This window comes from Rhodanobacteraceae bacterium, assembly GCA_016713135.1.
Taxonomy (GTDB): Bacteria; Pseudomonadota; Gammaproteobacteria; order Xanthomonadales; family SZUA-5; genus JADKFD01.
On record JADJPR010000004.1, the window covers coordinates 18,703 to 32,540 of the forward strand.

Consider the following 13,838-nt stretch of genomic DNA (forward strand, 5'->3'; position numbering starts at 1 on the left):
GGCCGCCCTGCTGCGGGCGCGTCTTCCGCACGCACGCCTGGCTTGCCTGGCGTGCGCGCTGGACGCTGCCGCGAATGCTGCGGACCGCTGGCGCGACGGGCTGGCCGCAGTGCGCGAACGCCTGTCGACCTTCGCAGCCCGAAAGAATCGCCGCCAGGGCCGCCAGCACACCTGCCTGCCACGCCGAAGACGTACAATCGGCGCTCGGTCCAAGGTAGGGCCTGGTCATGAAACTGCGTGGTCTGCTGTGGGTAGTGGCGCTCGCCGCCAGCGGTTCGCTGGCCGCGTGGACGGCCTTGTGGGACTGGGATTCCGAGCCCGACCTGCCGGGCCCGCTGGTTGCGGGAAAGGCCATCGACAAGGAAGCCTTCATGCTGGCGCGCGCCGAGCAGATCGCGCTGATGCGCGGTATCGACGTGCAATCCGAACGCAACTATTCACCGCTGTGGCGCGAGCAGGCGATCGCCGAGTTGACTGCTGCTGAGCGGACGCGTTCGCCGGACACCAGCACCACCGCGTGGACACCGCTCGGCCCGGCGCCTATCCCGAACGGCCAGACCGTAGGGACCACCACCGCGGTCTCCGGGCGCGTGATTTCCATTGCCGTTCACCCGAGCAACGCCGACATCGTCTACGTGGGTACCGCGAGCGGCGGCCTCTACCGCAGCACCAACGGCGGCGGCACCTGGACGCCGCTGATGGACGGCGCACTCAGCCTCGCGATCGGGTCGCTGGCACTCGCGCCTTCCTCGCCGGACACCCTGTACGTCGGCACCGGCGAGCCGAATTTCTCGCTCGACAGTTACTTCGGCGTCGGTCTGTACCGCATCGACAACGCCTCATCGGCCAATCCGGTCGTCAACGGACCATTCAACAAGGACGCCGGCAACAACGATCTGTTCACCGGACGCTCGATCAGCGAGATCCAGGTGCATCCCACCCAGCCGGGGACCATCTTCGTGTCCACCGGTTCGGGCGTCGGCGGCATCGGCGCGAATACCAATCCGACTCTGCCTTCGCGCGGCGTGTTCCGGTCGACCACCGCGAATACCTCAAACCCGGTGTTCGAGCGCCTGACCGGGCTTGCCGGCAACAACAACTTCGCGGTCCGCGACATCGCCATCGATCCGCAGAATCCCAACTTCCTGGTCGCCGCGGTGGTCATCACCAGCAACGCGCTCGCCGGCATCCACGTCAGCACCGACGCACTCGGCGCCACACCCACCTTCACGCAGAGGGTGAGCTTCAATTCGGCCAGCACCAACGACGTGAATTCCGAAGTCGCGATCCAGCGTTCGATCGGTGCGCCGCTTCCAACCGTCTATGTCGCCACCGGCAACGCCGGCGGCACGCTGCTGACCAACACCGATGGTGGCGGGGCCAACTGGCCGGTCCAGATCGACAACAATTTCTGCACGCCGCAGTGCTTCTACGACATCGCTGTCGCCGTGGCGCCCAACGATCCCACCCGGGTCTACCTCGCCGGTGCGCCGGCGGTTCCCTTCGCATTCAGTACCACCAGCGGCACCGCGTTCACGATCTCCAGCAACGGCCTGCATGTGGATTCACACGCGATCACGGTCGCGCCCGGCACGCCCTCGGTGATCTACCTCGGCACCGACGGAGGCATCTACCGCTCCAACGACAGTGGCGCCAGCTGGAATGTGCTGAACAACGCCACCTTCAGCGCCACCCAGTTCCAGAGCCTCGCGACCCACCCGACCCATCCCGAGCTGATGATCGGCGGCACCCAGGACAACGGCACCCAGTTGCGCAATCCGGACGGCAGCTGGTTCCGCACCGACGGCGGCGATGGTGGCTTCACGCTGATCGACCAGAACGCCACCGGCACCGCCTCGGTGACCATGTACCACACCTATTTCAACAACACCTCGCAGATGGCCTACGCGCGCGTGACCACGCTGGCGGGCGCGCAGGCGCAGAGCTGGAGCGCATTTGGCTGCGGCTTTGGCGGCGTGACCGCAAACGGAATGACCTGCTCAGCGTCGGCGATCCTGTTCTACGCGCCGATGGCGCTCGGGCCGGGCACGCCGAACACGCTCTATTTCGGCTCCGACGTGCTCTACCGTTCCAGCAACAGCGGCACCTCGGTGGTCAAGGTCAGCCAGGAACCGATCAGCGCCGGACAGGCGATCAGCGCGATCGGCATCGGGCCCACCGACGACGGCCTGCGGCTGGTCGGCCTGCGCAATGGCGGACTGTTCCGCGCCACCGGCGCGTCGACCACCTTGACCCCCATCGATCCGGTCGGTGCCGGAAGCGTGATCCCGGATGTATACATTTCGCGCATCGTCATCGACCGCGCCAATGCCAACATCGCCTACGTGGTGCTGTCGGGATTCCCGGGAGCCGGCCAGACGGTCTACAAGACCAGCAACCTGCTCGCGGGCGCGCCCACTTTCAGCGCTTCTGCGACCGGCGTGCCGAACATCCCGGCGAACGCCTTCGCGATCGATCCGGCGAGCTCTTCCACACTCTACCTCGGCACCGACATCGGGGTGTACCGCAGCACGAATTCGGGTGCCAGCTGGGCACCTTTCGGCAGCGGCCTGCCGCGCGTGCCGGTGTTCGACATGGCTTTCCAGGCGCCTTTGGCGGCGGGTGGGCGCGGCGCCTTGCGCATCGCCACGCATGGACGCGGGATCTGGGAGATCGCCTTCGACGGCATCTTCCGCAACGGCTTCGAATAATCAGCGCGATTGCAAGTCGAGCGCCTTCCGCATCTGCGGCAGGCGCTCGATCGCGTCGATCAGGGCCATTGCCAGCACGGCAGATCCGGTCCGCAACCGCCACGGGTTCAGCGCCAGCGGCAGAGGATCTCCTCGCGATTGAAGCCGCGCCGCACCCAGATGAACAACGCCAGGTCGATGGCGAGGAAAGCCACGCAGGCGCCGATCAAGGCACCCAGGTGCATCACGAGTGCCGGCCCGATCAAGGAGAACAGGATCAGCAGCACCGGTATCAGGATCAGCGCGGTCACCTGGTTGGCCGCCTGCGGGTCCTGCATGCGTGCGGACACGCGCAGGCACACCAGCGCCGTCATCGCACCGATCTCGGGCGCGAGCACGAACACGCCGATCCAGTAGTAGGCATCCGGCCACACCAGTACACCGTTCGCCCACCAAAAACTGGCGACCGAGGCGATCGCGCCGATCAGCGCGGCGATCCACGAGGCGATCACGGCCGGCGCCGTCACCGCGAGCATTTTCGCCAGCAGGAACTGGCGGGTCGCCATCGGCGTGGCGAGGACCGGCTCCAGCGTGCGCTGCTGCTTTTCGCCGACGATTGCGTAGGCGCCGGCGATCGAGACGATCGCCACCGGCATCAGCAGGAAGTAGCCGGCAGCGAGCCGCAACGAAAACACCGCTGCGGCCTGGGCGACGTCGATACCCTGGGCGGTGGCCAGCAGGGTCGCCGCGTTCAGCATCGACTGCATCTGCGGGTCGATCGGCGCCTTGCCAGCCAGCGCGGAGGCGGTGGCCAGCGCGATGATCGCGGGCAGCGCCGCGCCCACCAGCGGCATGATCAGGTACACCGGCCAGAGCATGCGGTTCTGGCGCTGGTCGAGGAATTCGCGCCAGAGCATCCAGCGCAGGGCGGACAGGGTCTTCATCATCGGCGCGCCAGCAAATCGAGGTAGCGTTCGCGCAATCCGCGGGTCTGCGGGCGCACTTCGAGCAGTTCGACGCCGGCCGCGACCAGTGCAGCGACCAGCGCCGGGACCTGCCCATCGGGATCGTCGACGGCTAGCAGCGCGCGCCCCTCGCCCTGTTGCAGCAAAGTGCAGCCCGGCGGCAGCGCCAGTCCCGTTGGCAGCGCGGCGCGGCTGCGCACCAGCAACTCCGGTCTCGCATCGCCGCCGAGGCGCTGCGGCGGGCCGTGGTAGATCGCGCGGGTATCGAGTACCAGCACGTCGTCCGCCAGCGCCTCGGCCTCCTCCAGTGTGTGCGTGCTGAGCACGATGCCGCTGCCGCCGTCGCGCAGTTCGCGGATCAGCGCGTGCAGCTCCTGGGTGGCCTTCGGATCCAGGCCCGCGGTGGGCTCGTCGAGGAACAGCAGCGCCGGCCGGTGCAGCAGCGCTCGTGCCAGCGCCAGGCGCTGCTTCATGCCCTTGGAGTAAGTGCCGACCAGGTCGCCCGCGCGGTCCTGCAGGTGGAAGCGCCGCAACTCCTCCGCGCAGCGCTGGTCGACCGCGGCATCGTCCAGCCCCTGCAGGCCGCCGAAGAAGCGCAGGTTCTGCAGCGCGGTCAGGCGTTCGTAGAAACCGGGCGCCTCGGGCATCACGCCGCAGCATGCGCGGATCGCGTCGTTGTCCTCGTCGCGCTGGCCGAGCGGGTGGCCGCAGACCTGGGCGCTGCCGCTGCTCGGCGCCAGCAGGCCGCTGAGCATGCGCATGGTGGTGGTCTTGCCGGCGCCATTCGGCCCCAGCAGCGCGAGCACGCGCCCTGGCTGCAGCTCGAAGCTCAGCGCGTCCACCGCGACGCGCGTGTCGAAGCGCCGCGTCAGCGCCTGGGTGGCGATCAGCGGCGCACCGGCCATCTCAGTGGCCCTTGAACTGCGCCGGGCGCTTTTCGAGGAAGGCGGCGGTGCCTTCGCGCATGTCCTGGGTGGACGCGGTCACCGCAAACAGATGGGTTTCATAGGACAGGCCCTGGTCGAGCGCCATGTCGCCGCCGAGGATCACCGCATCGAGGATCGCGCGCAGCGCATGCGGCGCCGAACGGGCCAGTTGCGCGGCGATCTTCGCTACTTCGGCATCCAGATCCGCGGCCGCCACCACGCGATTGACGATGCCCAGTTCCAGCGCACGCTGCGCGCTGATCGGGGCGCCGAGCAGGCACAGTTCCAGGGCCGCCGCGCGGCTGGTGAGCCGGGTCAGGCGCTGGGTGCCGCCGAAGCCAGGCAGGATGCCGAGATTGATCTCCGGCGTGCCGAGCTTCGCCGTGTCCGCCGCGATGCGCAGATGGCAGCACATCGCCAGCTCCATGCCGCCGCCCAGCGCGAATCCGTTAACCCGCGCGATCACCGGTTTCCCGAGGGTTTCGATGCTGCGCATCATGCGCTGGCCGGCCTCGGAGAAATCGCGCGCTTGCACTGGCGTGGCGCTGGCGAACTCGGTGATGTCGGCACCGGCGACGAAGGCCTTGGCACCCGAGCCGGTGAGCACGATGACCCGCACTGACGCGTCCGCGCGCGCGGCGTCGAAGGCCTGCTGCAACTGGCCAATGGTGGCGTGGTTCAGCGCGTTGAGCTTGTCGGGACGGTTGACGCTGATGGTGCGCACCGCGTCCTGGTCGCTGACCAGCAGGTTGGCGTAGCTCATGGTGTGGGCCTCGGGCGACTGCAAAGCTTTGCATTCTACCCAGCCTGCGCGGCGAGGGATCAGCCAAAAGTACGTAGAGCTTCGTGGCGATGAACGGTATGGTCGGGAAACGATCATCGAAAAAGGGTGAACCCATGCGCAACTGGATGCGGGCCATGCTGGCGGGAGCTGCGCTGTGGTGGACGTCCGGCGCGCAGGCTCAGGTGACGCCGGACCCGGTCAACCTGACAGCCCTCTGGTACGACCAATCCCAGGCCGGCCACGGCGTCAATGTGGTGCACCAGGGCAGCATCCTGTTCGTCGCCTGGTACGTATACGGCAGCGACGGCAAAGTGCTGTGGCTGGTCGCCGCGGCCACGCGCCAGGCGGATGGTCGTTACATCGGCCCGCTGAACAGCTTCAACGGCGTGCCCTTCAACCAGATCAACAACGCGCAGTCGAACATCGCGACCAATCCGCGCGGCGAGGCGCGCCTGTCGCTCGGCACCGATGGCAAGCTCGATTTCGCCTACACCGTGGACGGCATCACCCAGACCCGTCGGCTGGAGAAGGCCGCGTTCGTCGCCACCCCGCCGACCTGCACCTTCACCACCGCCTCGCGTGCCTCGGCGACCAACTACACCGACGTCTGGTGGCGCGAGAGCGAGTCCGGCTGGGGCCTTTCGGTGGTCCACCAGGGCGATCTGATCTTCATCGCCTGGTACACCTACGGGAGCGATGGCAAGCCGATGTGGGTAACTGGCCTGGCCACGCGGCAAGCCAACGGAAGCTACACCGGCGACCTCAACCGTCCCGCCAGCGGCACCGCCTTCAACCTGATCAACGGGCCGGCGACCACCTTCCCGGTGCCGTTGGTCGGCAATTTCTCGCTGAGCTTCAGCGACGGCGAGAACGCCACCTTCAACTACACCCTGGACGGCGTGACCCAGAGCAAGGCGATCACGCGCCTGGTCTATGTCGGCGCCGACGTGCCCAAGACCGTGTGTGCGACCAGCACCGGCGGCGGTGGCGGCGCCGCGCTGACCAGTTGCGACCCGGGTCTGAACGCCGGCGACTTCCGCACCTTCCGCTTCAACAACGGCAACCCCGACAGCACCGAGCGGGTGATCGGCCCCGGCACCTTCCAGGGCCAGAACGTGATCATCGTCGAGCAGTACGATCCGCAGAACGTGATCACCGGCCGCAGCTACCAGCAGATCGACGCCGACGAGATCCGCACCATCGCCACCGAAGGCTTCCAGAACGGCGCGGTCGCGATCACCACGGTCTACAACCCGCCCGCGAAGTTCATCCGCGTACCAGCGGTCAACCAGACCTACACCCACAACTACGTGGGCACCTCCAGCGGTTCCGGGCTCAACTACACCACCCAATACACCGAGACCATCAAGCGCGAGGCGGACGACGCCGAAGACCCGCCAGCGGGCAACTTCAACGCCTGCAAGTTCAAGCGCGACATCGTTACCGTCACCTTCGGCATCACCCAGACGGTCAACATGGACCTGTGGATGTCGCCGCAAGTGGGCAACATCCGCTCGCGCACCCGCACCTCGGCCAGCAGCGGCGAGATCCAGATCGACCTGCTGCGGGCAAGGGTGAACGGAGTGAATTACGGCAACTGAGCGGCTGCCGCGGTTGTGGGTTGTGAGTTGTAGGTTGTGGGCGGCAAGAACCGGGTTCCGGACTTGCCGCTCTTGATCCTGCTGCCCACAACCCACAACCCACAACCCACAACCCACAACTCAGAACCCAGGCGGAAGCGCCGCGTCATCGCCCCGTCGCCATCCATCCGCTACACTGTGCGCTCCGCCCCCATGGGCTCCGTTGTCGTTGTGGATGAACGAGGATTCCCCTAGTAGCAGCGGTTCCGCGCACCAGCGCTCCTGGCTGGAGCGATTGGGTCAGGCCTTTTCGGGCGAGCCGCGGAACCGCGAAGAACTGATCGAAGAACTGCGCCACGCCCGCGAGAACGGCCTGGTCGATGGCGATACGCTGGCGATGCTTGAAGGCGCGCTCAGCGTGTCCGACAAGCAGGTTGCGGACGTCATGGTGCCGCGCGCGCAGATGGTCTGGGTGCCGATCGACGCGTCGTTGAACGACGTGCTGAGGATCGTCACCAAGTCCGGCCATTCGCGCTACCCGGTGCACGGCGAGGACAAGGACGAGGTGCTCGGCCTGCTGCTCGCCAAGGACTTGCTGCGCCACTACGCCAGCGGCGAGGCGGATTTCGAGCTGCGCCGCGTGCTGCGGCCGATGACGTTGATCCCCGAGACCAAGAAGCTCAACGTCCTGCTGAAGGACTTCCGCCTCAACCGCACCCACATGGCGGTGGTGGTGGACGAATACGGCGGGGTGGCCGGTCTGATCACCATCGAGGATGTGCTCGAGGAAATCGTCGGCGAGATCGACGACGAGCACGATGCCGAGGACAAGCCCGAGGTGCACATCACGACCCAGCCGGATGGCTCGTGGACGGTGCAGGCGCTGACCCCGGTGGAAGATTTCAACGCCCATTTCCACGTGGACTTCGACACCGATGCGGCGGATACCGTCGGCGGTCTTGTGACCCAGGCATTCGGGCACCTGCCCGAGCGCGGCGAGGCAGTGGACCTCGGCGGATTCCGTTTCGAGGTGGCCAAGGCCGACGCGCGCCGCCTGCACCTGCTGCGCGTGCGGCCGGTCGCAGCGTGACCGCGGTCCTGCGTCTGCTGCTGGCGCTGTGCTGCGTCTGGCTGGCGCCGGCGCGCGCGCAGGAAGTGGTGGCGCCGGCGCTGCCCGAGGTCAGCCTGGTGACGGTCGAACCGGGTGAGCTCTACTGGCAGCGCTTCGGCCACAACGCGATCCTGCTGCGCGACCCGGTGGGCGGGCGCAGCATCAGCTACAACTTCGGCTATTTCGACTTCGCGCAGGAGGATTTCCTGCTGCGTTTCCTGCGCGGGAAGATGCTGTACCAGGCAGTCGCGCTGGACGGCGAGGCCGACATCGCCGGCTACCTGGCCGATGGCCGTCGCGTCTGGGTGCAGCGCCTGAACCTGGCGCCCGAGGCTGTGGCGAAGCTGGCCGCGCATCTGGAGCTGCATGTGCTCCCGGAGCATCGCGATTACCGCTACGACTACTACACGATCAACTGTTCGACCAAGGTGCGCGATGCACTCGACCTGGCGCTGGACGGCGCGCTGGAACGCGCGACCTCGCACCGCTCGCGCGGTTGGAGCTGGCGCCGCTACACCCGGGCGTTGGCGCGCGATGTCTGGTGGATGTACTTCGGCACCGACCTGCTGCTCGGGCAGCCGGTGGATCGGCCGCTGTCGATGTGGGAAGAGGCTTTCATCCCGGCTGAGCTGATGCGCCATGTGGCCGAGCTGAAATTGGCCGACGGCCAGCCGCTGGTGGCTGACACCGAAGTGCTGCCCGCAGGCGCCAGCGCCGAGCCGCAGGCCCTGGAGGCACCGGACTGGCGTGCCGGCTTCGCGGCCGCGGGCCTGGGGCTGGCCGGCCTGCTGGTGCTGTTCGCGCGCCTTGCGGAGCGCGGCGGCGCGGCACGCTGGCCGCTGGCGCTGACCGGCGGCACGCTGGCATTGGTGCTTGGTACCTGCGGCTGGCTGATCGCGGGTCTGTGGCTGGGCACCGACCACGCCGCCGCATGGCGCAACCAGAACCTGCTGCTGGCCTCGCCGCTGTGGTGGCTGAGCCTGCCGGGCTGGTGGCTGCTGGCCACGCGGGACCACCTCGCCGGTGGCATTGCCCGCCTGGCCCTGCTCAGCGCATGGATCGCGCTGGCCGGCATCGCGCTCGGCGCCTTTCTCAAGGTCTTCCGCAGCTTCGATCAGGGCAATATCGAGTGGCTGCTGCTGCTCGGTCCGACGGTGCTGGCCATGCGCCATGTGTTGGCCCGGCGCTGCCAGGGGCGCGTCCCCGCGCGTTGAATCGCCCGGCGGCACAGGCGCATCATCCGCCGCGCCCGTGAACTGATCGAGGTGCGCATGGCTGTGCCCGTTTCCGCCGATGCGCGTCCGCTGTCGACTGCGACCTCGGGGCCGTCTTCGCCCGGTAGTCCGGTCGTCAACTGCGTGGCCTATGCCAATACCGGCAAGCGCCTGTACGACACGACGCTGGACCAGATCAGCGATGTGCTGGCCGAGCCGGATACTTTCATGTGGCTGGGCCTGCATGAACCGGACGAATCGCTGCTGCTGAAGATCCAGGAAGAGTTCGGCCTGCACGACCTGGCCATCGAGGACGCGCAGCACGCGCACCAGCGGCCGAAGATCGAGGTCTATGACGACACCCTGTTCATCGTGGTGCACACCTCGCAGTTCGTCGATGGCAAGGTGCAGTTCGGCGAGACCCACATCTTCGTCGGCAAGCGCTTCCTGATCACGGTGCGCCACGGCGCCTCGTTGAGTTATGCCCGCGCGCGCGCCTCCTGCGAGCAGACGCCGGAGATGCTGGGCTTCGGACCCAGCTTCGGCCTGTACGCGGTGCTAAAGCGCGAACTGGTCACGTTGCGCCTGGCGGTGACGCCGATGCACGACATCCTGAACCAGTTGCAGCGCTTCTTCCCCGGCCTGATCCACGAGGAAGTGCGGGTGTATTTCCGCGACGTGTTCGACCATGCGGTGCGCATGAGCGAGGCCACCAGCACGCTCGGCGAGATGATCTCCGCGGCCTTGCAGGTCAACCTGGCGATGGTCTCGGTGGGACAGAACGAAGTGACCAAGCGGCTGGCCGGCTGGGCGGCGATCCTGGCGATCCCGACCACCGTGGGCGCGATCTACGGCATGAACTTCGAGAACATGCCCGAACTGAGCTGGGCGTACGGATATCACGCAGCCGTCAGCACCCCCGTGGCGATGTGCCTTGCGCTCTACCTGCGATTGAAGAAGACGGGCTGGCTATGACTGCGCAAGATGCTGTGCAACTGCGCAGCGCCACCTTGAGCGACTGCGAAGCGCTGGCGCGGCTGCTGGGTGGCATGGGCTATCCGGTGGACCCGGCGGCGCTGGAAGAGCGCCTGCGGCCACTGCTGGCGGACAGCGCGAATCACCTGGTGCTGGTGGCCACCGTGAACTACGTGGTCGCCGGCGTCATCGTCGGCATGCTGACACCGATGCTCCAGCACGAGCGGCCGCTCGGCCGGATCACCGCGCTGGCGGTCGACGAGGACCAGCGCGGGCTGGGCATCGGCAAGCGGCTGGTTGCCGGGGCGGAACGCTGGTTCGCCAGCCGCGGTGTGACCCGGCTGGAGCTGACCAGCGCCGAACAGCGCAGCGACACGCATCGCTTCCTGCGCGCAGTCGGTTTCCGCGAGAAACGCCTGCGCATGGTCAAGGACCGCCATTGACGGCACCGCCACCGCGACTGACTGATCGTTGCGCGCCCCCAAATCCCGACAGCCTCGCATGAGCCACCCGCAATCGATGAAGACCGCATTCCTGACCGGCGCCAGCGGTGGCGTGGCCCGCGCGCTGGCGCACCGCTTGCGTGAGCAGGGCTGGCGCCTGGTGCTGGTCAGCCGCGACACCTCGCGCCTGGACCCGGGCGAGCACGACGTGCTGATTCAGACGGATGTTTCCACGCCCGGCGGCGCCGAGGCGGCCTTCGCGCTGGCGGTGGACCGCACCGGCCGGGTGCCCGATGCAGTGGTCAACTGCGCCGGCAGTACGCTGATTGCGCCGCTCGGGCGAGTCACCGCCGAGGCCTTCCGCAACTGCATGGCGGCCAATGTCGACACAGCATTCTTCACCGTGCAGGCCTACACCAAGGCGCTCGCGGCGGCCGGAAACCGGCCGGGCTCCATTGTCCTGTTCAGTTCCGTGGTGGCGGGCCTCGGGGTCAGCAATCACGCGGCCATCGCCACCGCCAAGGGCGCCATCGAGGCGCTGGTGCGCTCGATCGCGGCTGATTTCTCGCACCTGGGCGTGCGTATCAATGCGGTGGCGCCCGGTCTGATGCGCTCTCCGATGACCGAGCGGATGCTGGTCAGCGAGCGCAGCCAGCAGAGCGTCGCGGCGCAGTATCCGCTGGGTCATTATGGCGATTCGGCCGATGGCGCTGCCGTCGCTGCGTGGTTGCTCGGGCCGGATGCACGCTGGATCACCGGCGAGGTGATTCACCTGGACGGCGGCTTCAGCGCGGTGCGCCCCACCGTGCGCAGCGGATCCGTCTGATGGCCGTCGCCCTGGTCTGGATGCGGCGCGACCTGCGCCTGGCCGACAACCCGGCACTGCACGCGGCGCTGGCGGCCGGATATCGGCCGGTCCCGGTTTACATCCACGCCCCGCAGGAGGAATCGCCGTGGGAGCCCGGCGCGGCGACGCGCTGGTGGCTGCATCACAGCCTGGCGACGCTCGACGCGGAATTGCGCGTGCTCGGCAGCTCGTTGGTGCTGCGCCAGGGCGACAGCGCCGCCGAACTCGACCGGCTGATCGCCGAGTCGGGCGCGGTCGCGGTCTACTGGAATCGCTTGTACGACCCCGCGCTGACGCAGCGCGACAGCGCGATCAAGCAGTCGCTGCGTGCGCGCGGGCTCATCGCCGAGAGCTTCGCCGGGCACCTGATCGCCGAGCCCTGGGAGATCCGCAATGGCAGCGGCGAGCCCTATCGCGTGTTCACCCCGTTCTGGCGCACGCTGAAGGCCTGCTTGCCGTTGCCTGAGCCACTGCCGGCGCCGCGCGAGCTGCCACCACATGGCTGCTGCGGCTGCGTGCTGGAGCAGTTCGACCTGCTCCCGCGGATCGAGTGGGACACGGGTTTTCACAGCGCCTGGGCGCCGGGCGCAGAAGGTGCGCACGAACTGCTCGACCGTTTCGTCGACGCTGCGCTCGACAACTACGCCAGCGGGCGCGATCGGCCGGACCGTCCCGGCACCTCGCGGCTGTCACCGCACCTGCATTTCGGCGAGATCAGCCCACGGCAGGTGGCGCATCGGCTGCTGCGGCGCGCCAGCGCGGCGCAGCGCGAACTCGCGGAGCCCTACCTGCGCGAAATCGGCTGGCGTGATTTCAGTCACCACCTGCTGTACGCCTTCCCGCACACCGCGGAGGCGCCATTGCAGCCAACTTTCGCGAATTTTCCGTGGGCGGAGCCGGAGGAGCGCAAACTCAAGGCCTGGCAGCGCGGCCGTACCGGCATCCCGATCGTCGATGCCGGCATGCGCGAGCTGTGGACCACCGGCTGGATGCACAACCGCGTGCGCATGATCGTCGCCTCGCTGCTGACCAAGAACCTGCGCTACCACTGGCTGCACGGCGCGCGCTGGTTCTGGGACACCCTGGTGGATGCCGACCTTGCCAACAACACCCAGGGCTGGCAATGGACCGCCGGCAGCGGCGCCGATGCTGCGCCGTACTTCCGCATCTTCAATCCGGTCGCGCAGGGCGAACGCTTCGATCCGCTGGGCGCCTACGTCAGGCGCTGGGTGCCGGAACTGGCGCACCTGCCAGGCGAGCAGATCCACCAGCCGTGGAGTGTGGGCGGCGTGCGCGGGTATCCCAAGCCCATCGTCGATCTGAAGCGCAGCCGCGAGGACGCCCTGGCCGCCTACGCCACGATCCGCAAGTCCTGACGCAGCGCGGCTTTACAGCGGACGCGTGGGGATGCGTCAATGCGCCATCCGGGCCAGGATCGGTGCGATGCGCGAGGATGCAGGGGCACACCGCAGGGGCGGACATCCGCTGGGCGCGATCGACCGCTTTATCCGCCGCTTTGGTCCGCTGGCCCACCTGATCGCGATCCTCTGCCTGTATGCCTTCCTCGCCGTGATCATCGGCGCGGCGCTGGCGCCGTCGCTGTGGCTGATGGCGCAGTGGTGGCCGTGGGCCTGGTCTTTCGACGCACCCGGCCGCTGGCCCTTGTTGGGGCTGGGATTCGGCCTGTGCTTCTTCGTCTCGGGCTTTGCGCTGCTGATCCTGGTGCCGCTGTGCAACTGGCTGTTGCCGACGCGCGTGAAGCCCTACCACGGCGCCTACTACTCGATCGCCGCGGTGCCGTGGGCGCTGCACAACGGGCTGTTCTACCTCGCGCGTTACACCTTCCTGCCGTATGTGACGCTGACGCCCTTCGGCCCGCCCTTCCTGCGCGCGATGGGGATGCGCATCGGCTCGCGCGCCTTCATCAACACCGAGTTCATTTCCGATCCCTGCCTGATCACCCTCGGCGACGACGTCGTGGTCGGCGGCAGCGTGCACCTGTTCGCCCATTGGGGCGGCGGCGGGCACCTGGCGATCGCGCCGGTGGTGATCGAATCCGGCGCCACGATCGGCCAGAAATCGACCGTGATGGGCGATGTGCGTGTTGGCGCGCACGCCAAGGTGCTGCCGCACTCGGTGCTGCTGCCGGGCACCCGCGTGGGCGCGGGCGAGACCTGGGCCGGTGTGCCGGCGCGGCGTATCGCACCGGAAGAACTGGAGCACCTGAAGCAGGGGCTGGTTGGAATCACTGACGGGATGTGAGGGCCGCGCCGACCGGTGCGTGCGCTGACCGGCCAGGCCCG

The 13,838-nt window shown here is 68.0% G+C and carries 12 protein-coding genes; 9 read left to right on the forward strand and 3 right to left on the reverse strand.

The genetic code is table 11. The features are described from left to right. Positions 1 to 227: 227 nt before the first annotated feature. Positions 228 to 2,711, forward strand: coding sequence for a hypothetical protein (locus IPK27_05880; GenBank protein MBK8067152.1), 2,484 nt, complete (start codon positions 228 to 230; stop codon positions 2,709 to 2,711). A 107-nt stretch (positions 2,712 to 2,818) separates the two neighbouring features. Here the strand turns inward: IPK27_05880 and IPK27_05885 are convergent, their stop codons facing one another. From IPK27_05885 to IPK27_05895, 3 genes are read right to left on the reverse strand one after another with little or no spacing between them, the layout of a single operon-like run. Further along, positions 2,819 to 3,634 carry an ABC transporter permease subunit gene (locus tag IPK27_05885; protein ID MBK8067153.1) on the reverse strand — a complete coding sequence of 272 codons (816 nt, stop codon included), beginning with the start codon at positions 3,632 to 3,634 and terminating at the stop codon, positions 2,819 to 2,821. Then, a complete protein-coding gene (locus IPK27_05890; GenBank protein ID MBK8067154.1) occupies positions 3,634 to 4,560 on the reverse strand; it encodes an ABC transporter ATP-binding protein in 927 nt (308 codons plus the stop codon). The genes IPK27_05885 and IPK27_05890 overlap by 1 nt, the downstream gene beginning before the upstream one ends. Position 4,561: 1 nt before the next feature. Next, positions 4,562 to 5,344: an enoyl-CoA hydratase/isomerase family protein gene (locus IPK27_05895; GenBank protein ID MBK8067155.1), complete on the reverse strand. Its 783-nt coding sequence runs from the start codon at positions 5,342 to 5,344 to the stop codon at positions 4,562 to 4,564. Positions 5,345 to 5,499: 155 nt separating this feature from the next. Here IPK27_05895 and IPK27_05900 point away from each other — a divergent pair, with 155 nt between their 5' ends. From IPK27_05900 to IPK27_05935, 8 genes are all read left to right on the forward strand, one after another. Beyond that, positions 5,500 to 6,966 carry a hypothetical protein gene (locus IPK27_05900; protein MBK8067156.1) on the forward strand — a complete coding sequence of 489 codons (1,467 nt, stop codon included), beginning with the start codon at positions 5,500 to 5,502 and terminating at the stop codon, positions 6,964 to 6,966. Positions 6,967 to 7,180: 214 nt separating this feature from the next. Continuing rightward, a complete protein-coding gene (locus IPK27_05905) occupies positions 7,181 to 8,035 on the forward strand; it encodes a CBS domain-containing protein (GenBank protein ID MBK8067157.1) in 855 nt (284 codons plus the stop codon). Then, positions 8,032 to 9,270 carry a DUF4105 domain-containing protein gene (locus IPK27_05910; protein ID MBK8067158.1) on the forward strand — a complete coding sequence of 413 codons (1,239 nt, stop codon included), beginning with the start codon at positions 8,032 to 8,034 and terminating at the stop codon, positions 9,268 to 9,270. The genes IPK27_05905 and IPK27_05910 overlap by 4 nt, the downstream gene beginning before the upstream one ends. Positions 9,271 to 9,327: 57 nt before the next feature. Further along, entirely contained in the window at positions 9,328 to 10,245 is a 918-nt protein-coding gene (locus tag IPK27_05915; protein MBK8067159.1) for a magnesium and cobalt transport protein CorA, read from the forward strand. Further along, entirely contained in the window at positions 10,242 to 10,688 is a 447-nt protein-coding gene (locus IPK27_05920; protein MBK8067160.1) for a GNAT family N-acetyltransferase, read from the forward strand. The genes IPK27_05915 and IPK27_05920 overlap by 4 nt, the downstream gene beginning before the upstream one ends. Before the next feature lie 76 nt (positions 10,689 to 10,764). Further along, complete coding sequence (locus IPK27_05925) at positions 10,765 to 11,514, forward strand: SDR family oxidoreductase (protein ID MBK8067161.1); 750 nt, start codon at positions 10,765 to 10,767, stop codon at positions 11,512 to 11,514. After that, on the forward strand, positions 11,514 to 12,911 hold the full coding sequence (locus tag IPK27_05930) for a deoxyribodipyrimidine photo-lyase (protein MBK8067162.1): 1,398 nt from the start codon (positions 11,514 to 11,516) through the stop codon (positions 12,909 to 12,911). The genes IPK27_05925 and IPK27_05930 overlap by 1 nt, the downstream gene beginning before the upstream one ends. A gap of 67 nt (positions 12,912 to 12,978) precedes the next feature. Next, complete coding sequence (locus tag IPK27_05935) at positions 12,979 to 13,797, forward strand: hypothetical protein (GenBank protein ID MBK8067163.1); 819 nt, start codon at positions 12,979 to 12,981, stop codon at positions 13,795 to 13,797. The last annotated feature ends 41 nt before the right edge of the window (positions 13,798 to 13,838 follow it).